The 19,801-nt window shown below is 56.2% G+C and carries 16 protein-coding genes and 4 pseudogenes; 14 read left to right on the top strand and 6 right to left on the bottom strand.

Features of this window, described 5'->3' with window-relative positions; all coding sequences use genetic code 11:
* The first annotated feature begins 46 nt into the window (after window positions 1–46).
* From AC3IX4_RS14790 to cml, 5 genes and pseudogenes are all read left to right on the top strand, one after another.
* On the top strand, window positions 47–2,062 hold the full coding sequence (locus AC3IX4_RS14790; protein ID WP_489256198.1) for a C1 family peptidase: 2,016 nt from the start codon (window positions 47–49) through the stop codon (window positions 2,060–2,062).
* Window positions 2,059–2,469, top strand: a complete 411-nt coding sequence (locus AC3IX4_RS14785; protein ID WP_489256197.1) for a hypothetical protein — start codon at window positions 2,059–2,061, stop codon at window positions 2,467–2,469. The genes AC3IX4_RS14790 and AC3IX4_RS14785 overlap by 4 nt, the downstream gene beginning before the upstream one ends.
* 27 nt (window positions 2,470–2,496) lie before the next feature.
* Window positions 2,497–3,477 (top strand): MBL fold metallo-hydrolase, encoded by a 981-nt coding sequence (locus tag AC3IX4_RS14780; RefSeq protein ID WP_489256196.1) that lies wholly within the window; start codon window positions 2,497–2,499, stop codon window positions 3,475–3,477.
* A 90-nt stretch (window positions 3,478–3,567) separates the two neighbouring features.
* Window positions 3,568–3,732: pseudogene (locus AC3IX4_RS14775) on the top strand (IS630 family transposase); the annotation flags it as partial.
* 448 nt (window positions 3,733–4,180) lie between these two features.
* A complete protein-coding gene (cml, locus tag AC3IX4_RS14770; protein WP_489256195.1) occupies window positions 4,181–5,389 on the top strand; it encodes a CmlA/FloR family chloramphenicol efflux MFS transporter in 1,209 nt (402 codons plus the stop codon).
* Window positions 5,390–5,448: 59 nt separating this feature from the next.
* Here the strand turns inward: cml and AC3IX4_RS14765 are convergent.
* Window positions 5,449–5,713: pseudogene (locus AC3IX4_RS14765) on the bottom strand (IS630 family transposase); the annotation flags it as partial.
* Window positions 5,714–5,846: 133 nt separating this feature from the next.
* A pseudogene (locus AC3IX4_RS14760) lies at window positions 5,847–6,188 on the bottom strand (RraA family protein); the annotation flags it as partial.
* Window positions 6,189–6,195: 7 nt separating this feature from the next.
* On the opposite strand from AC3IX4_RS14760, the pseudogene AC3IX4_RS14755 reads away from it, so the two are divergent.
* The 8 genes and pseudogenes from AC3IX4_RS14755 to AC3IX4_RS14720 all read left to right on the top strand — a co-directional run.
* Window positions 6,196–6,863, top strand: a pseudogene (locus AC3IX4_RS14755) (substrate-binding domain-containing protein); the annotation flags it as partial.
* Window positions 6,864–6,949: 86 nt separating this feature from the next.
* Window positions 6,950–7,384: a hypothetical protein gene (locus AC3IX4_RS14750; RefSeq protein ID WP_489256194.1), complete on the top strand. Its 435-nt coding sequence runs from the start codon at window positions 6,950–6,952 to the stop codon at window positions 7,382–7,384.
* Window positions 7,385–7,825: 441 nt separating this feature from the next.
* Window positions 7,826–8,953, top strand: a complete 1,128-nt coding sequence (locus AC3IX4_RS14745; RefSeq protein ID WP_489256193.1) for a phosphoribosyltransferase domain-containing protein — start codon at window positions 7,826–7,828, stop codon at window positions 8,951–8,953.
* Window positions 8,943–9,701 carry an HAD family hydrolase gene (locus AC3IX4_RS14740; protein ID WP_489256192.1) on the top strand — a complete coding sequence of 253 codons (759 nt, stop codon included), beginning with the start codon at window positions 8,943–8,945 and terminating at the stop codon, window positions 9,699–9,701. Before AC3IX4_RS14745 ends, AC3IX4_RS14740 begins: the two co-directional genes overlap by 11 nt.
* On the top strand, window positions 9,694–10,788 hold the full coding sequence (locus tag AC3IX4_RS14735) for a cysteine protease StiP family protein (protein WP_489256191.1): 1,095 nt from the start codon (window positions 9,694–9,696) through the stop codon (window positions 10,786–10,788). The genes AC3IX4_RS14740 and AC3IX4_RS14735 overlap by 8 nt, the downstream gene beginning before the upstream one ends.
* On the top strand, window positions 10,788–11,747 hold the full coding sequence (locus tag AC3IX4_RS14730; RefSeq protein WP_489256190.1) for an HpcH/HpaI aldolase/citrate lyase family protein: 960 nt from the start codon (window positions 10,788–10,790) through the stop codon (window positions 11,745–11,747). The genes AC3IX4_RS14735 and AC3IX4_RS14730 overlap by 1 nt, the downstream gene beginning before the upstream one ends.
* Before the next feature lie 29 nt (window positions 11,748–11,776).
* Window positions 11,777–12,364 carry a TerD family protein gene (locus AC3IX4_RS14725; protein ID WP_489256189.1) on the top strand — a complete coding sequence of 196 codons (588 nt, stop codon included), beginning with the start codon at window positions 11,777–11,779 and terminating at the stop codon, window positions 12,362–12,364.
* A gap of 115 nt (window positions 12,365–12,479) precedes the next feature.
* Window positions 12,480–13,784 (top strand): IS4 family transposase, encoded by a 1,305-nt coding sequence (locus AC3IX4_RS14720; RefSeq protein WP_489261189.1) that lies wholly within the window; start codon window positions 12,480–12,482, stop codon window positions 13,782–13,784.
* Between the two features lie 74 nt (window positions 13,785–13,858).
* Here the strand turns inward: AC3IX4_RS14720 and AC3IX4_RS14715 are convergent, their stop codons facing one another.
* The gene (locus AC3IX4_RS14715) at window positions 13,859–14,725 is read right to left on the bottom strand and encodes a patatin-like phospholipase family protein (protein ID WP_489256188.1); all 867 of its coding nucleotides are present in this window, start codon (window positions 14,723–14,725) and stop codon (window positions 13,859–13,861) included.
* A gap of 121 nt (window positions 14,726–14,846) precedes the next feature.
* Entirely contained in the window at window positions 14,847–16,040 is a 1,194-nt protein-coding gene (locus AC3IX4_RS14710; protein WP_489256187.1) for a Fic family protein, read from the bottom strand.
* A 350-nt stretch (window positions 16,041–16,390) separates the two neighbouring features.
* Here AC3IX4_RS14710 and AC3IX4_RS14705 point away from each other — a divergent pair, with 350 nt between their 5' ends.
* Entirely contained in the window at window positions 16,391–17,017 is a 627-nt protein-coding gene (locus tag AC3IX4_RS14705) for a dTMP kinase (protein ID WP_489256186.1), read from the top strand.
* Window positions 17,018–17,199: 182 nt separating this feature from the next.
* On the opposite strand, the gene AC3IX4_RS14700 is transcribed toward AC3IX4_RS14705, so the two are convergent.
* Both AC3IX4_RS14700 and AC3IX4_RS14695 read right to left on the bottom strand, forming a co-directional pair.
* Entirely contained in the window at window positions 17,200–17,787 is a 588-nt protein-coding gene (locus AC3IX4_RS14700; RefSeq protein ID WP_489256185.1) for a hypothetical protein, read from the bottom strand.
* 93 nt (window positions 17,788–17,880) lie between these two features.
* On the bottom strand, window positions 17,881–19,719 hold the full coding sequence (locus tag AC3IX4_RS14695; protein ID WP_489256184.1) for a Hint domain-containing protein: 1,839 nt from the start codon (window positions 19,717–19,719) through the stop codon (window positions 17,881–17,883).
* Window positions 19,720–19,801 lie beyond the last annotated feature (82 nt).

Genomic DNA, 19,801 nt, shown 5'->3' with positions numbered 1-19,801 from the left:
AAATCTGTCGTGCCATTCACACTGGCCGGCAGGGGGAGAACGCAGGATGGCAAGCAAGCCAGGTCAATCTCGCAAGGCCAGTGCCAAAGGGCTCAGCGGCCACATCATGAATGTCAGGCCCGATGGGCTGGACTTCAGGGATCGCATGTATACGCCTACCCTGGTGGAGGTGCCGATACGCCGCGAGCTCTCCGATTACCGATCGGCCGCCGTGCCCATCCTCAATCAGCAGCAGGAGCCGGCCTGCATTGGGTACGCCCTCGCGACCGTCGCCCACTATCTGCTGCGCACGCGCAGGCATCAGGCCGATACGCAGGCGGTCAGCCCCCAGATGTTCTACCACCTGGCCCAACGTTATGACGAATGGGCAGGGGAGGACTATGGTGGGTCCAGTTGCCGGGGGGCCATGAAAGGCTGGTTCAAGCACGGCGTTTGCAGCGTGGATCAATGGCCATCGAGTGGCGGGTTCACGGACTCGCTTGCCAAGGAGGCGGCCTTGCGGCCCCTGGGAGCCTACTATCGGGTCGATCACAAGGATCTGGTCGCCATGCATGCTGCGCTGGCGGAAGTGAATGTGCTATTCGCCAGCGCCACCCTTCATGAGGGATGGGAGGAGGGGCGCGTCAAGAGCGATGGTCGCATCGAACCGTCCGATGCGCTTCGCGGTGGCCATGCCTTTGCAATCGTGGCCTATGACCAGGAGGGTTTCTGGATTCAGAACTCATGGGGCGATCAGTGGGGCCATGAAGGTTTTGGGCATCTGCGCTATGACGACTGGCTGAGCAACGGTTCAGACGTTTGGGTTGCCCGGCTTGGCGCGCCGGTGACGCTCGCGTCAGTGAGTCATGCCTCCAAGACAGCCTCCGGCACTGCCGCGGCATCCTCCCTGCAGACGCTGCGGGAAATTCGGCCGCATGTCATCAATATTGGCAATGATGGGGTGCTCGATTCTCGCGGTGATATCGGCACCACGCCGGCCAGTGTTCGCGAGATCTTTAGCGAAGACTTCCCTAGGATCACTCAGCACTGGTCAACCAAGCGAGTTGTCTTGATCGCCCACGGTGGGCTGGTCAGCAAGGCGAGCGCCATTGAGACACTGTCGGGATATCGTCAAGCGATGATCGATGCCGAGGTCTATCCCTTGGCATTCATTTGGAAGACCGACTACTGGACCACACTGGGTAACATGCTCGCCGATGCCATGCGCCGCCGGCGTAATGAGGGCCTGCTGGACGGCACCAAGGACTTCATGCTCGATCGCCTGGATGACGGACTTGAACCGATTGCCCGGCAGTTGACCGGAAAGGCCGAGTGGGACGAGATGAAGGAAAACGCAATGTTGGCGACCACCCGGGCGGCGGGGGGAGCGCGCATTGTTGCCAACGAACTGGTCGCGCTGGCTGGCGCGGGGGTGGAAATCCATCTGGTCGGGCACAGCGCTGGCGCTATTTTTCTCGCGCCCCTGTTGGAATACCTGGTGTCCTCCACGTCGCAGGCCAACAAGAAAACGAGTGGGTTGGGACTGAAGGTCAAGACTTGCACTCTGTGGGCCCCGGCGTGCACCGTGAAGCTCTTCAAAGACAAATATGTGCCAGCGCTCGCCAATAAAAAGGTAGAACAATTCAGCCTGTTCACACTCACGGACAAAGCCGAAAGGGATGATGATTGCGCACATATTTATAACAAATCGCTGCTTTATCTGGTGGCTCATGCATTCGAGGAAAAACCACGCATTCCGCTCTTTCGTCCTGATGGTGAACCGATCCTGGGGATGGAAAAGTTCATCAAGGCTGATCAGGAATTGATCCAGCTGTTCAAACCCAAGAGTGCTCGCGAGTGGATACTGTCGCCCAACACCTCGAAGATGGGCGCAACAGATGCGTCCCGTGCCCATCATCATGGCGACTTCGATAATGACGAGGCCACCGTGCGCGCGACATTGGCGCGTATTCTCGGGACTTCTACCCCCGACCCGATGATCATGACGAAAACCGCCTCGCAACTGGCAAATCGACGTCGTCAAGTTGAACAGGCGAGCAATACAGGAGGGCGCCCGCAATGATCCACGTGACGGACCCTGTACAACTGACCGTTCCGGCTGATTGTTCCTGCTTGCGATCCAACGTCGAAGTAGAGGCGGGGCATCGCTACCGATTTTCGGTCAGGGGCGAATGGGTGGATAGGAACGATCCACCGGTCAACGCCAATGGCAACGCCCACCCCGGCGGCATTCGGGAACACATAGGGTGGTCAAAGCGATTGCCGCAGGCGCCGTGGATGGCCTTGCTGGTCAGAAGCAAGGGGGTGCATGGCGCATCGAAGTGGCAATGGCTGCATGATGGCGACAACATCGTTACCGGCTTGCCGGCAGGGGAGTTGCTACTCTGCGCCAACGACACGCCAGGCTTCTACTGGAACAACTCGCTGCAGTTGAACGTGACGGTGGCCGATATCACTGCGCTGGGCTGAGCGGGCCCCATCCTTGTAGAGGCCGGTATGGTGCGTTTCTTACTGCTGACTCTGTTTCTGGGCACCTGTGTTTTAGCACATGTCCAAGCGGCTTCCGCGCCTAGCATGCAGTTTCTAGGCATCGGTGGTTACCTGATCCGTTGGCGTGAGGAAGGGCTGCTGATTGCGCCTTTATTCAGTCATCCGGCACTGGCGCATATCCCGCCATTGCGGGTTCAAGCAGACACGGCCAGAATCGACGCCATGATGCCGGAAAGCCGGGATGTCACCATGCTGTTGATCGGACATGGCCACTACGATCACCTGCTGGACGTACCCCGGATCATGCAAAAACAGGCACCGAACGCCTTTGCATATGGGTCCAATACAGTCGGCCATATTTTGCGCGCGGTCATCCCGGGCTGCAGGATCGTCAATGCTCAAACCATGATGGCCCGGGTAAACGGTGACCAACCCGCGCAGCAAGGCAAGTGGTTCTACTCCACAAGGGGCAGTTTCCGGGCAATGCCGATCGAGAGCATGCACGCCCCACATTTCGCCGGGATTACGCTGGCGGCGGGGGACTATCACACAGATCTGAATGAACTACCTGCTTCGGCAATGGGATGGAAGCAAGGTCAGGTCCTTGCCTGGTTGATTGATTTGCTGGACGAGCAGGGAAAGCCCGTTTTGCGAATCCATTATCTCGACTCGGCAAGCAGCCCACCCTATGGACTGCCTCCACGCCACATCGGCAACAAGAAGGTGGACGTACAAATACTCGCCGTGAGCTCCTGGCGTAAGGTGGATCAGTACCCTCAAGCCTTGCTCGCGATTACTCGACCGCGGCTGATAGTGCTTGGGCACTGGGAGAATTTTCTGAAAAGCACAGTATTGCCGGCGACCCCACTTCCTCTTCAGGACGTGGACGGCATGCTTGAAAATACCCGCGCCAGTGCGCCGGGGGCGTCGATTGTGATGCCACAACCGTTAGCTTTTATTCCGTTACCTGCGGTTGAAGGAAATTGAGTCCGGTATCAATCGCTCTAGGCTCTGTACGAAATTCTGAGAAAACCAACTGCTGCCTCTCGAAAGTTGAGATTTTGTAGAGTCTCCAGCCATCTACGTGACGGCAGTTTCAGTTCGGTACGCGAACTGGAAACCTCAATCACGTTCCTGGCACTGCGAAACGCGCAGCCGACTCGCTACGTCTGGAACGCCAAGGGGGAAGATATTTTGAGCAAGATACAGCGAGCCCGTGAGGCAATGGCCTTTTGTTTATGAGGCAGGATACAAGTAGCCTGGTGGCGAAACTTTGTCACTCGCCAAACAAACAAAGTGTTTATTTGGCGAGTGATGAGTGTTTTTTGATCTCTGTTAAAGTTGGAGATTTTCTTTATTGAGCAATGGCTTGTGTTTGCGCTGGGCTTCCTACGTCGTTTTGGAGTGCTTGCTTTTTTGTAGGAATGATTTGGTGTTGGCTGAGTGTTGATACAAAACGAAATAAATGCTTGCTTGAGAATAACCATGTAGACGAAAGAAGCTTGTCAGCACTTGCAGGGGGCTGGTGCTTCATAGTGCGTGGTCCCGTTCTAGAGGTGAAATACGGGATTGCGAATCCTTACACTAACGGACGATTAAGCCGCAATAGTTCATATGTCTGTTGCGGCGATTTCTCAATGAGCCCTTTGGGCGGGTCGCCGTTATTTATTAACGTTAGCGGATTCATATTATGACTCATCGAGCCGTCCATACTTGGACATATCCTTTGCCAGCAGCTTTGTTGCTGATGGTACCTTTTGATCTCTTAGCTTCGCTCGCCATGGATGTATATTTGCCTGTCGTTCCTCAAATGCCGGCAGCGTTGAATACATCGCCTTTAATTGTTCAGTTCACCTTGAGCATATACATTCTTGTTCTCGGGATGGGGCAATTAATTTTCGGGCCGCTATCAGACCGTATCGGTAGAAGACCCGTTGTGCTTGGCGGAGCAACTGTGTTTGTTATTGCATCGTTTTCCGCTGCGACGGTTAGCCGTGGCGACTTGTTTCTGATCTTTAGAATTTTTCAAGCGTTGGGAGCATCTGCTGCGCTTGTTGGAACATTTTCAACGATTAGAGATGTATACGGAGCACGGCCAGAAAGCAGTACAATTTATGGATTACTTGGTTCGATACTTGCGTTTGTTCCTGCAGTAGGGCCGATCTTAGGTGCTGTCATTGCAGTCAATTTTGGGTGGCGTGCGATTTTTTGCATGCTGGGTGTGGCAGGGGTTATATCACTACTGCACGCGTGGCCCAGATGGTATGAAACGCGATTACATTCTACTAAAAGTAGCAAGTCTAGCTTCGCCTCTATACTGATAAATAATTCTTTTTGGGTATATACCCTTGGTTTCAGCTCGGCAATGGGAGCTTTTTTTGTTTTCTTTTCTATTGCTCCTCGCGTGTTGATTGATGGGGTGGGTTTTTCTCAAATGGGGTTTAGTTTTTCTTTCTCTTCCGTTGCGATCATCATGATTGCCACCGCTCGTTTCGCGCGCTGGTTCGTAGGGCGTTGGGGAATACTCGGGTGTTTTGTTCGCGGCACTGCCTTAATAATGAGTGGCGCTGGAGTTCTAGCGATATGCTCAACTTTTGGGGCGCCGCGGTTTGCTACCTTTGTGATGCCCATGTGGCTAATAGCGGTAGGTATCGTCGTTCTTGTATCCGTCACCGCTAATGGTGCGCTGCGGGAGTTTGATGATATGGCGGGCACTGCGGTTGCCTTGTATTTTGGTATTCAGAGCCTGGTGGTTAGTGGCGTTGGTACAAGCATGATCCTTATTTTTGGCGGCGATAATCCATGGCCGTTAATTGGCTATTGCTTTTTAATGTGTTTGATAAATTTTTTTGGTTTTTTTATGTTAAAGAGGAAGTTATCAGCGTTTGTGGTGCAGTGAAATGCAATGGTGTACTTCGTCAGAACATATAGTAATTTTTTATCTATTGTCCTGAGCGGTTAATTCAAAAATCTATTTTTAATCGCACCCAGCTTCGCTTTATGTATCGAGCTGATGATGGACTCAGCTGTTTTGTTCCACTTGAACGGTTTTGCTGAGTATTCATTGTGGGCCTCGATGAATTGACGAATGCCCGCTTTCAGCTCCGCGACGCTCCGGGTACAGGGCGCGTCGCTCCAGTTGAGCAAACCAGCCTTCCACGGCGTTCAGCCAGGAGGCGCTGAACGGCGTGAAGTGCAGTTTGAAGCGTGGATGCTTCTCTAACGATTTTGGTTTGAGTTTAAAAGGGCCCTTTGTTTTTTAGAAGGGTGCTTGCGTTCAATCGCGTATCCTGGGCATCACCTTAAAAACCCTAAACGGTTCGACCCATGGCTGGATCGTTACCAACCACGATCATTCACTCGGTGCGCAGCAGCGATGTTATTGACTCTCCGGCTTCGATACGCCTAATCAGATCGGGCTCTGCACGATCACTGGCCAGTGCCTGATCGATGACGCTGGCGAGTACCTGGCTGTCGAGAATCAGCAAGCCGTTATCGTCGCCCAGGACCAGATCGCCCGGATGCACCTGAACCCCGCCGCACTGCACTGGAACATTCAACCGGCTCTCGGTATTACCGTGCAGCTTGGTCGTCAGCAGGCTGGTGCCGCGGGCGAAAACGGGCAGCCCCGCTTCACGCAGTTCAAGGATATCGGTCACTACGCCGTCGACCACAATGGCCCTGGCACCTCGTGCTGGCCCGCAGGATGACGTGGTGGGGAAGGTTCGCCTGCTCTCGATCGGCCGGGTTCAATCGGCGATCTATGATGATTTTCTTGCGAATTTTCACCTCAGCCATCCACGCGTCGAGCTGGAAATAGAGGTGCTGCGTAGCTCGGACATTCTCAGTTCGCTGATGCAGAAAACCGCCACCGCAGGTGTCGGTCTATGCCGCATTGCTCAACCCAAGCTGGAGCAACGGTGCCTGATACGTCAGCGATATGCCTTCTTTTGTGGCAAACGCCATCGCTTTATCGGTGTGCGTGGCCTTTATCTGGCTGAGTTGCAGGGTGAGAACTTTGTCAGCTTCACCAGTGACCAGATTGGCGGCAACCTGTCGCCGCTGACTGTCTTTCGTGACCCAACAAGGCTTCACCGGCAGGATCGTCATCCAGCTTCGAAAAAATCCGTCGATTGGTCATCGCAGGCTATGGTATCGGCTACTTGCCGGAACACTTGCTCGATATCGACCTATACAACGGCATGCTCGGGCGCCTGCCGCCGAGGGGCGGGGTCTCCGATGTGGACATCCACTTGTTGTGGAACCGCGAGCAGAAAATGACCCATGCCGAAACCGTGTTTCTTGAAAGTTTCCAGCATGCTATCGCCGTTGCTGAGCAATCCACCGGTCAAGAGGCCGACGAGGAAGGCTGAAAGGTAATTTTTTTCGATAGAGGCCTTAGGCCTCTATCCACGAGCTACCATAGTTGAACCGTATTTCCCCCCCCTCGGAGAAAGTCATGCAGCGATTGGTTAAACCGTCGGATTATGTACTCCAGGCCGTGATGGATAAAAAGGTTTACGTCCTTCCTTGGGAGCGACGACTTTGTCCGGGGAACCCAACTGATGAACCTGAGCAGGGGGCTGTGCTTTACAACAAATATATTTTGAGTGTCATTCATGCTGTCACACCGTGCAGACCTGACGAACGGGTGGCCGAGATTGTTCAATGGTGTCTGGCAACAGCCGGAGAACCCGCCAGAATCTTGGCGGATGATTTATCGGCGGCTTATCTGGATCGATACCGCTTTGTGCTGGCTGACTTGAAAAAATTCCATGATGAATCGATAGAGCTACGAGGGCATTTAGCGGTTTGGCCTGACGAAGTCAAAAAACTGCCAGCGAATTTGGTCATGGCATTGCGCGCTCGAGCGGCGGGCCTGTTATTACGTTGATGAGGTCAATACGCTTGAATATCACTGGACTTAACGGTTAGAGATGACTCGTGACCGGCCCACACAGGGTTGTTAGGGCGGATTTAGGTTTGTACATAAGCGTCCTCCCCAAACACCTTGTGTGGTTAAACGGGTACCCACCTTGGCGTTTTGCAAAGTAGTTGTCGCATCAGCCTTCTTGCTATGCCGCTCTTTCTCGCATTACCGTTTCGCTTTCTGAAGAGTCGCCCTGGAAAACGAAAATCCGCACTAGTTATAAGGATGTTTCCTACATCAATTTTTTTTGCGCCTTGTTAGGGTGCTCCGAAAATTCGGCTTGCTCAGGCTATATCAGCGGTTCTCCCTTGTTTGACTCATCAGGCGCTGTAGTCGGCTTGGTCACGTTGACAATGCCTGATGCTCAAAGCATGAGTTTTGCGGGCCACCCTAGGAATGTTGTGCATGGAAAATAACGCCGTTACACGAGCGCTCAGCGCGCAACTGATGCGCGGGCGACTCGATGTCACAATCGATGGTTCACTTGTCGCCCCGCAATCACTGTTCGGCTTTGCCGAGCGTCGAAATCCCAAGCGTGCTTTTCTGTTCGTGTCCAAGGTCCTGGGCCGTCATATCCCGGTGCGCCCCTCGATCATGAACGCGAGTTCCCAACGCCTCGCGGACCAAATCCCTTCTGACCTGCCAGGTCCTGTACTGGTTATCGGCATGGCCGAGACGGCTGTAGGGCTGGGCGCGGGTGTGCATCGTAGTTACAGCGCAACGCGCCCTGACACGATTTACATGGTCAGCACCCGTCATCCGACGGGTAATGAACTCTTCGCCCGTTTTGAAGAAGAGCACAGTCACGCCAGCGCTCACCTGATCCATTTGCCGATCTGTCCAGACATTCAGGAAATGATGCTGAACGCCCGTTCACTGGTGCTGGTCGACGATGAGGCTTCCACCGGTAACACCTTCATCAATCTCTATCGCGCCTTGGTTGATGCTGGCCTGACCCAGGTTGAGCGTGTGGTGACGTGTGTGTTGACGGATTGGTCCCGCAACGCCGTCTGCAAAACCATCGGCAATTACGTCCACCAGGTTTCCCTGTTGCAGGGTGCGTACACTTTCCATGAAGACGCTGGCGCGCCGCTACCGGAAATGCCGGTTGTGGGCACGATTGAAGCCGGAGAGTGGCCGCTATCAACGGACAATGATTGGGGACGCCATGGTGTTCGCGTTGTCGCTGATACCCTGGCACCCGATCTGCAAATCAAGGTCGGTGAGCGTGTGCTCGTGGTGGGTACCAGTGAATTCGTTTGGCGACCCTTTCTGCTTGCTGAACGCCTGGAGCGGGCTGGCGCGCAGGTACATTTCAGCTCGACCAGTCGTTCGCCTATCGCACTTGGCCATGCCATCGGTCACGCCATGACCTTCGCCGACAACTACGGCCTCGGCATCCCCAATTTTCTGTACAACGTGAGCGGCGGCCAGTTTGACCGTGTCCTGATCTGCTCGGAAACCCCTGCACAGGCCGTATCCGCCACCCTGGTTGAGTCCCTGAATGCGCAGGTGATCGTTGATGGTCAATAATCGCCCCCTCGCCCTGGTCGATCTCGACGACACCCTGTTCCAAACGGTTCGCAAGATGCCCGAGGGCGCGCCTCGCTTCACCGCGACACTTGATGTCGAAGGGCAGCCGAATGGTTACATGAGCTCGGTTCAACTGTCCCTCGTCGAATGGCTCCTGGCCTCGACTGATGTCGTCCCGGTTACAGCGCGCAGCGTGGAGGCATTCAGCCGGGTGCAATTGCCTTTCAAACAGGGCGCTGTCTGTTCCCATGGAGGCGTGATTCTCGGTGCGGATGGAAAGGTTGACCCAGCATGGCGAGCACGCATGTCCGATGTGCTTGCCAGTTACCAAGCTCGCCTGCCACTTCTGAGTGAAGCAACACTGGCCATCGGCAAAGCGCTTGGCATTTCATTGCGCGGGTGGGTGGTTGAAGAAGAAGGGCTGCGTTACTACGTGGTCACCAAGCACAACGAATCCGACGACAGCGTTCTGCACACCGTACTGGCCCAAGTCCAGGCCCTGGGTTTGCTGGAAGGGCTGCACATCCACGCCAACGCCAACAATCTGGCCTTCCTCCCGCTCGGTCTATCAAAACAAGTGGCCGTTCAGGAGTTGTTGCGTCGCGATCGAGCAGTCAACGGCGAGCGCCCGGTGTTGGGCTTCGGTGACAGCCTCACCGATCTCGGTTTCATGGGGGAGTGTCATCTGTGGGCGACCCCCGCACAGAGCCAATTGGCCAGGTGGGTGGCGGGCTCAATCAATGACTAAGACTATTGCAGGCCTGGTGACTGTGGGCAGTGGCAGCTATGCGGCGGATGACGTCCAGTTCCTGTTGCAGGCTGTGGTATTGGACCCGACTGATGTCGAGGAAAAAGAGCGTCTGATTCAGTCGAATCACAAGCATTACGCCGAGATGATCAGCCTGGAGAGCGCTCCAAGCGACGTGCATAAAGCGCTGTACGAGCGAGCTCTTGCTCAAAACGGCAGCCGCATGGCCAAGGATGTTCAGTCCCTTGCGCTGGCCTTGGGCGAAGCATGCACGGGCCCTTCGATAGTGCTGGTGTCCTTCGTTCGTGCCGGCCTGCCGCTGGGCGTGCTGCTACGCCGAGCCCTGCTCGATATGGGCTGGGACGCGCACCATTACGGAATCAGCATCGTTCGGGATCGCGGGATCGATAAAGTCGCCCTGGAAGCAATCATTCAGGCGCACGGTGCCGAAAACATTGTCTTCGTCGACGGGTGGACAGGGAAGGGCGCGATCTCGGGTGAGATTCAGCAAAGCCTTAATGGCGACTCTCGATTTCCACAAGTCCCACGTCTTGTGGTGTTGCTGGATCCTTGCGGCCAAGCCTGGCTATCTGCCTCGGCAGAGGACTGGCTTATCCCGTCCGGCATCTTGGGTGCAACGGTGTCAGGGCTGGTTTCCCGCTCCATATTGCCTGTCGACGGTGGTCTGCACGGCTGCGTGGTCTACGACCACTTGCTTGAGCACGACGTCACCTGCGAGTTCATTGAGCAGATTGAGGCTGAACGTAAAACCTTGGGGACCGTCCTCCAGGCATCGCCATGGACAGACACCCAACGAATCGAACTTCAGGGCGCAGCCATGCACGTGGTCATGTCGCTGGCCAGCCGTTTTGGCATTACCAATCTGAATCGGGTGAAGCCAGGCATCGCCGAGGCAACTCGGGCTGTCCTGCGCCGAGTCCCTGATCATGTGCTGGTCCGCAGCCGTAGCGACAGTGATGTTCAGTTGCTGATGCATCTGGCAGACAGTGCGGGCGTGACTGTCGAGGAAGTGGGTACCGCATTGGGGCCATACCGGGCCGTGACGATCATTCGGAGCGTGAGTTGATGAAGACACTTTCACCTTATGCCCTTGGGGCCACGCTCTACATGCCGGCCACGCGCGCGGATCTGCTGGATGTCGTATTTCGCCACAAACTGCCGGAGCTTCGTTCCCTGGTGGTTTGCCTGGAAGACGCCGTTGCCGAGATCGATGTCGAAACCGCCTTGCGGAACCTGAACAGCCTGCTGGCTGAGATCGATGGGCGTGGTGGACGTCCGTCTGATGGACCGCTGTTGTTCGTTCGTCCCCGAGATTCGGTGATGGCGGCGGTGCTCAATGATTGGCCGCTGATGGACCACGTCGATGGCTTCGTTGTGCCCAAGCTGACGCTGCGAAATCTCGGGAAGTGGGAACAGGCAGTCACCAACCCGGCCCTGTACCTCATGCCGACGCTGGAAACCACCGAGGTGTTCAACCCTGGTGCCATGGTCGAATTGGGGCAGGCACTGAAGGCCAACCTGGACAAACGCATCATCGCCTTGCGCATCGGCGGCAACGATCTGATGGGAAGCCTTGGTCTTCGCCGCAACCCGCTCACCACGCTCTATAGCACCCCGATGGGTTACGTCATTGCGATGCTGGCGGGGGTGATGGGCTCACAAGACTTCGCGTTGACCGCTCCGGTGTTTGAGCAGCTTGCGACACCGCTTTTGCTGAAGGAAGAGCTGGAGCTCGACATTTCCCACGGCTTAGTCGGCAAGACTGCCATTCATCCATCGCAGATCAACACCATCCAGGACACGCTGCGCGTGAGTCTTGAAGATTTCAATAGCGCCAAGATGATCGTCAGCGACAAAGCACCGGCGGTGTTCAAGCACAACGATGCAATGTGTGAGCCCGCGACACATTACAAGTGGGCAGTAAAAATTCTTGAACGAGCAGAGTGGCACGGGGTGCGAGATTTAGGCGTGAGCATCGCAGCGCACACCCATCTGCAGCGACGAACCATTCAGATCGCGTCTTAAAACACGGATGACCCACAAGGAACATGACGATGACACTTACTTTGAGCAAGCAGCAATCCATTTCCCTGGAAAAGACCGCCGGCAGCTCGTTGTCCAGCATCAGCCTGGGCCTGGGGTGGGACCCGGTAAAAACCGGTTTTCTCGGCAGAATATTGGGCGGTAGCAACGATATCGATCTGGATGCCTCCTGCATCCTGCTCAACAGCGACCTGCAAAAAATTGACCTGGTCTGGTTCCGTCAATTGAAATCCCAAGACGGTTCGATCAAACACTCCGGCGACAACCTAACCGGTGAGGGCGATGGCGATGACGAAACCATCCACATCGACCTGCAACGCCTGCCAGCATCCGTCAAGCATTTGGTCTTCACGGTGAATAGCTTCACCGGCCAGAACTTCGAAAAAGTAGAAAACGCCTACTGCCGCATTGTGAATGCCGGCAACCAGAGCGAGCTGGCGCGTTTCAACCTTTCGCAGAAAGGCGGACACACCGGTATCGTGATGGCGTCCTTGACTCGCCAAAAGGGTGACTGGGAATTCAAGGCAATCGGCCAGGCCACCCAAGGTAGAACCGCTGACGACCTCGTGAACCTGGCGGTTCAGGCGCTACGACCTTAAGAGCCAGCCCTTTCAAGGTCTTCGTTTAAACTCTCTCCCATCTACGGTCCAGGATGACGAAACGATGTGGGAAGAAGTCTTAGCGCGGTTTGAAAAAAAAGCACCGGCCAGCGTCATGGCCAAGTTGGCGTTGGAGCAGGCCATCCCGGCCGAGTGGGTCGATCAGGTGTTCGAAAACCATCGCCAACGCCAGTACCCGCGTGAGCTTTTGTTTTCGACCATCGTTGAGCTGATGTCCCTTGTTTCATTGGGTTTACGACCTTCACTGCATGCCGCTGCACGTCAGATGGAGGACCTTCCGGTTACCTTGGCAGCGCTCTATGACAAGGTCAGCCGCACAGAACCCGCGTTGCTGCGGGCCCTGGTCACCGGCAGCGCAGAGCGGTTGACCCCGACCATAGAAGCGTTGGGCTGTTCAGCCATTTTGCCCGGCTGGCAACTGCGTATCGTCGACGGCAACCACCTGCCTTCTACCGAAAAACGTCTGGGGGCTTTGCGGCGTGAACGAGGCGCCGCGCGGCCTGGTTTTTCGGTCGTGGTCTATGACCCCGACCTGGATCAGGTCGTTGACCTTCAGCCCTGCGAAGATGCCTACGCCAGTGAACGCGTCAGCGTACTGCCGTTGCTGGCGAGTGCGAGGGCGGGACAGCTGTGGATGGCCGATCGGCTCTATTGCACGCTCCCCGTCATGGAAGCCTGCGAGGAGTCGGGCGCCTCGTTCATTATTCGTCAGCAGAGTCACCATCCACGCCTGATCCAGGAAAACGACTGGCAAGAACCCGTGTCTGTCGAGGCTGGAACGGTGCGTGAACAAACCATCGAATTGAAAGGCGGACGCTGCTGGCGGCGAATTGAACTGAGCTTGCGAACGCCCACTGAGTCGGGTGACTCCACGCTCTTATTCTGGAGCAATTTGCCCGACAGCATCAGTGCTCAGCAGATCGCTGATTTGTACCGTCGTCGCTGGAGTATCGAAGGGATGTTCCAACGCCTGGAATCGGTGCTGGACAGTGAAATCGCAAGCCTGGGCAACCCCCGAGCGGCCTTGCTCGGTTTTGCCTCGGCGATCTTGGCCTACAACGTTTTGTCGGTCCTTAAGCGCAGTGTTGAACAGGCCCATCGCCAGACGCAGCCCGAGGGCTGGGAAGCTTCGATCTTCCACCTGGCGGTGCAGGTGCGCAGCAGTTATGAGGGGATGCAGATCGCGTTGCCCTCGGATTACCTATCACTCCAAACGACCTCAGAAACTCTGGCGGAGCGTCTGTTGGCGCTGGCCAGGAATATCCAGCCCCGACAGGTCGCTAAAAGCAAACGCGGCCCCAAAGTAGATAAACCCAAGGAATGGCTCGAGGGCAAAGCTGCGCGTGCTCATGTATCGACGGACCGGGTGCTCAAGGCCAAAAAAGATGAAAGACCTTGAAAGGGCTGACCTTAAGAGCGAAATGCTGGCTTGCAGGGCGGTTAAATCGTTGAGCGCTGTTATTACAATCATCCTTAATGCTCATGGGCATGTGAGTGAATCGTCAGGGCACCCGGTACCTTAGTGCGCTCAAGCCCCCCAGCGTCCAGCCACCGGAGGGTCTGCTCATAAGCGCGCTGCAACAAAGACTCGGTCTGGGCAAAGTTGAACACCGAGACATCCACGGGACATAAAGGTGGGACGATGTGCAGGCTGGTGAGGGTGCGGAAGTGTTCGATGTCGCTCACTAGCTGGCGCATGCTCATCAGGTTGACGGTATGCAGGGCTAAGGCGACCAAACCTCGAGGCGGTTGTGGCAGGGCGCAACTCACTCCGGTGGGAACCACCACGACGGTGGTGGCTCCCAGGGCTACGGCAGTTGAAATAGGTGTATTGCTTGCCACGCCACCATCAATCAGGAACTGATCGGCAATCTGTACGCAGGGGAACACCAGCGGGATGGCAGCGCTGGCCAGTAACGCCTGCCCGAGTTCGCCACTGGACAGAACGGTCTCGGCACCGCTGAGCAGGTCCGTAGTGACGATGTACAGAGGCAACACCGCATCCTCAATGCGATGAATGGGCAGTGCCTTTCCCAGCAATTGGTTCAAGGCCGCTGGCTGCAACAGGAAGCCACGTCGTTTGATCAGACCTCGACAGGTATCAAGCCAGGACAGGGGAAAAATGTCCGTTTTACGAAGGCCGCGCCAGAAACCGGCGAGCGCCTCGACACCTTCCGAATCGGGCCTTGCGGCAAAGTAGGCACCGTTGATGGCGCCCACCGAAGCGCCCACCACCATGTCGAATCGAACATTGGCCTCGACCAAGGCCCGCAACATGCCCACCTGGACCGCCCCCAAGCTGCCACCGCCAGCGAATACGATTGCAGTATTGGTTGCCATGCTCGAAATCTCGGTGCGGCCATGCGTCGAGTCAGTGTAGCTGACGGAACTGCGTCATTTTCGAGGGGGCCTGTCATGTCATTTTCTGGCGGTCGCAGAACATACTCAGGTTGGTGTGAATCTACTGAAAGCGCCGATGTAAATCCGGGAAGATGTCCTGAGCGAACCAAGCAGGTAGACCAGGCGTTACAACGCGAGATTTCGGGGTCTGACTCTCCACTAGCCCAACTTTGATCAGCCTCGATAGCTCATCGATTGCCGGGCGTGGCGTCAGGCCCGTGAAGGTCTTGATCTCATTGCGCGGCAGGCTGCCCTGAGTGAGCAGCGCAATGATCGCAGGTGCGCTCTCGGGGTTAATGCCTTGTTGCAAGATTCGCTCGTTGTAACGGAAGGCGCGAATGACTCGCTCCCGTAGCTGGGACGGGTCTACAGCAGCGGTCATGTAGTCGACCTGGTCGTGACACACATCGAGCATAAACTCGATGAATTCGAAGTATCGCTTCTGTGACATTTGGCCTCGTCCGTCCAGGTCTCCTTCTCGAGTGCGATCAGCCATGGCCAGGACGCGGTAGTAGTCCTCATGCCGGCGCGCCAGTCCACGCGAGAGCGACCATAGCGTTGGTGCAAGCCCCAGGGTTACTAGCTGTAGGTGCGTGATCAGTCGGGCTACCCGTCCGTTGCCATCGGCGAACGGATGCACCCACGCGAGCCGGTGGTGATAAGCCATAGACGCGATGAGTTGCCGACGCGGATCTTTCTGCCGGCCCAAGCCGGTCTGCAGATGTCGCAGCATGTCTTCGACCACATTGGCGTCCGGTGCATCGTGGTTGCCAACAATGACGTTCTGCCCCGTGACTGAGCGCAGTAACCCAGGCTGCATTACCGAACCGTCTGATAGGGTCCGTTCTTGCTCCGAGGAATCTCGGAAGAGCCGCGAATGCAGACGGCACACTAACTCGGGCGCAAACATGTTAGGCCAGGGAGGGGTTCCAACCGAACGCATCAACCGCTCAAAGAGGGATTGAACCTGCATATGCTTAACTGCCAGGTTGTTGAGTACCTTGCGCTCTTTGCGCGGGGCAGCTTGTGCCCTCTGCATTTCTGCAGGCTCGGTGTATAGGCCTTCGATCAGGTTGGTGTAATAGGTGTTGGTGATTTGAAGAAGGCGGCCCAAACGAACGGCTGTCTCATGGGGTAATCGCCCGGCAAGGAATTGCGTCTTCCGTGGCAACGCATCCGCTGCAGCGATGATCGAAGGAGGCAGAGTATCGGGCAGAATGGGGTCAAGCCAGTGCTTCGATTTGATGAGAGTCATTGGGCGCGCCGTAGTGATTTGCTTCACATTTTATTTCACATATTAAATCGATCTGCAACCCTTGGATTGCAAGGCTTTCGCGCGATTTTTGGTGAGCATTTGTACGCCAAGACTTCACATTTATTTTCACATATTTTTTCACCCTTCGGCGCACCCTGGTACGCGTTGGATTAGGGGCAGGGGAGAGAACTGTTAGGAATTCACGATTCCGAACGAAATAGCGCTGTTGATCCTGCTCGCACGACAATCCCGGCGGCGCGAGCCAAATAAACCTGAAACGGGGCAGTCGGTTCAGGTTTAGCCAGAACCTAGGTTAGAATGCTCATCAATTATCACTCGTAATTTGAAGAATGAATCGTCCGCTGTTTGTTTCTCTAGATGGGCCCAAGGGAACCGGCAAAACCACACTGTTGGAGGCCGTTACGAAAGTACTGAGGGCCGACAACAAGAAAGTAATCCGACTTTGCGAGAAAAAAAGCGATCCCTATAGGGGTGAAACAATGCTCCTCGTTAACAAACTCGTCAGAAATCCCACCCGGGATTTGGAGTTGGGGGTGTGTGAGCGCTTTGCTGATAGCCGTACTTGGATTTCCCAGCACGTGCTGACTAAACAGCCACCGGACAGCATCATCTTGATCGATCGCTGGTACCCGTCTGATGCCGCTTTTCGCCGGCTAGTCCCGTTTGCAGAGATTCTACGGTTGAACATTGATCGAAACGTGCGAGTGCCAGACCTGCATGTCGGGGTTGTCACCGCCCCTGATATTTCATGGGCGAGGGCAGCGGCACGATCGCGTGGGCTGGGCAGTACTGTGATCCATAACCTGGAAGAGCAAGTCGCTTGTACCCAGGCGTTCGAACGAGCGATTGCAGATCACGGCTGGGTTTTATGCCGTAATGAAGGAACGATCGAAGATGCAACGATGCAGGTGGTTTCTGAGATCTATAGAGTGCTTCGACGCCCCGTAGGTGATTAGTCGCTGCAGCGGTAGCGGCTGATCTCGCTGGCAAGCCAGCTCCCACAAGAGCCTAAAAGGCAAAAGCACCCGGAAGAGAAACTCTAAAATTTGATGAAATCCTAGTCTTCTTAAAAACCATTGACCGCAGGACTGATGGCAAGCCTGGGCGAAGGGGCCGTAGCCCCTCCGCTTTGGCGGGTTCAGGACTGTTGGACGGCCTCAAACAGCAAGGGTTCGTTCCAGCGGGTGACATCGATACGCACCGGATGTGCTTCGGGGCAGGCTTCGCTGGGCAGGCGGATCTTCTTGTGAACCACGCAACCGCACTGGTTGCAGACCTTGCCACCCAGACGGCTGCCAACTTTATCCGTGACCGGACCTGTGGGCACCATCTTCTGCATTGCACTTTCAGGGTCGCTCAGATGAGGGCAACTCAGGCACGCGTTTTCGCGCCGAGCCAGAACCTCCGTATCAACGGTGGAGAAACCGGCCTTGCCCCATCGCAACATGGCCGCGGCCGCTTTGCCGGCCAGGCCCGCGGCGGAAAGGGAATCCGCAACCGGCGTTTTCGGTGCATAGGCGCGAGTGCGCTGGTCGTCGAACAGGGCTGTCAGAAAACCCGGTTGCCCGCGCGAGGTAATGAGGTCGGCGGCGAAGCCAGGGTCTTCGATCGCGCGAAGCAGTACGGGCATCGGCACCGGTTTGTCCATGCCCAGTACCTGGCCGAGCTGTTTGCACATTTCAGGGATCGGCGTGTTTTCGCTTGTTTTGAGCAATGTCTGAATCATGAAAAGCTCCTGCATGCTTGATGAGTATCCTGTCCTTGCTGCGTCTACGGCCGCCATCAAGCGACCGCAGACATTACGCAGCCTCAGGCCGGCCTAAGGCGTTTTGGGCGTGGTGAACAATGCACTGTTCTTGCCGCGAACCAGGGGATGCCCGGTACTCGACAGCACGTCCTGGACGCTGACGACATAATCGGTGTCCGGCGTCAGGCGACCCTGCACGACCACCTTGGTGTAGTCGGTGGAGGGAACAGCCGCCCCAAGCAAGGGCGCCAACGGGTTGAAACCGTAGTTGCCCAGGTTCTGCGCCGATTCCACATCGAGTTTTTCATTGAAGGTGATCGTGACGTTGACCAGGTCCTCACCGGCAAGCTCGGCGACCGCATTCAGCACCTTCAGGGTGGCCGTCAGCGGGCCGCCCGCGCATTCGGGTAAAGGCATGAAGCTGACGGCCGCTTCCATCGCGCTGATGCGGCAGTCGATGGAGATCAGGTTGCAGAAGTTGCCCGGCGCACCCTGACGGTGCTTGGCGTCGATAAAGTCATACAAGACCTTGGTCTGCTCAATCGCCGGTTGCAGCATGGGGGAGGTGTAGTAGCCGAACCACACGTAGGGAAAGATGGCGACCAGCGCGGCGTAGTCCGCCTGGCCCTTGCAGGTATAGCCATCGTCACCCTTGGGTGATCCGCCGTACAGCACGGCCAACTGGTGGGCAATGATGAACGCCAGCGATTCGTACTGGACAGCGACCGTGCGGATCAGCCCACCGTTGATCACCACAATGGGAATGTCGTAGTTGATGAACGAGTAGGCGTTAGGCAACTCGGTGGTGTCATCCACGTAGAAGTGCACGGTGGGGTAGAACCCTTTGAAGAGCTTGAACAGGTAGGTGACGATGTCCTTGCCGGCGCCAGAGTGGATGGGGGCACGCGGGGCGTTGGCCTCGATGTCGCGGGCTTGTTCCAGGGTCAGGAAAGCAGTGGCGTTCTCGGGAATCGACAGCGGAGCGATCAACGCATAAGGCGTGAAGCCTTCATGACCGCCTTCCTCATCCTCGCCTGCGACCTTTAACTGGGTCGTCGCTACGTGCGCCTTGAACGCGTCGGCGAACAGGTGCTTGTAGCGTTGCCCGTATTGCTTGGTGCCGAACTCCGGCAGTTCGTCTTTGCCGCCAGCCATCAACTCCGGCCTGGCTTCTTCCAGGTGAGTCAGTTGCAACGAGTAGTCGCCGCAGACCACGCCATTGGCCACGATCAGGTGCCCGCCCAGGTCAGTGGTCGTGGCGGTGCTGGTCGAGATCATGTGCACGCCCTTGTTGAACAAACCGGACACCAGGTCCAGCACTGGCGCCTGGGTGCCATCCGGTCGCACCAGCACGTCCTGGCCCGGAACCAGGGTCGATGCACGCTTGAGTTTGCCTCCCGGCAACAGGAACAGCTGGTTGCGGGTGGAGATCACCGATTCGGGCTTGACCCCGTCGCCGAAGCGGATCTGGATCATGGAGCTTTTCGAGTCTCCGCCGGTGCCGGAGCTGAATTGGATGGGGACTTGGGCCCACGTCTTGAGCCCGGCGTCCATCGCCACGTAGATCGGGTCGCCAACGCGGATTTCCTGAATCGGACGGCTTTCCCCTACGGCCACGGTGATACTGGTGTCATAGGCCAGGCAGCCGCAGCAGCAATAACAGTTGCCGGTGGGCATGAAGACAATGAACGGACTTTCCGCCGTGTAGGAACAACACGACGAGGGCCAGGCATCGCCGCATTTGGCCGGCGGTGTCTGACCCGTACAGCCATTCTGGAAGGGGTCGCAGCAATAGCAAACCGAATGCCCCTGGTTCTGGGCCTCGGTACAGTGCTGATCCGAGCACAACTTGCCATTCGGGATCTTGGATACGTTGATTTTACAGCCTGGAAGCCACCATGGATCGGCCATATCTATCTCCTTTTATGGGTTCAGGTACCACCTCTTTCGCCGGATCGCGTCCCCCGTCACCTGGCGGGCTATTGCGAAGTAC

It is taken from the genome of Pseudomonas sp. KH_021 (assembly GCF_057838865.1).
This window is presented reverse-complemented; position numbering and strand designations above follow the sequence as displayed.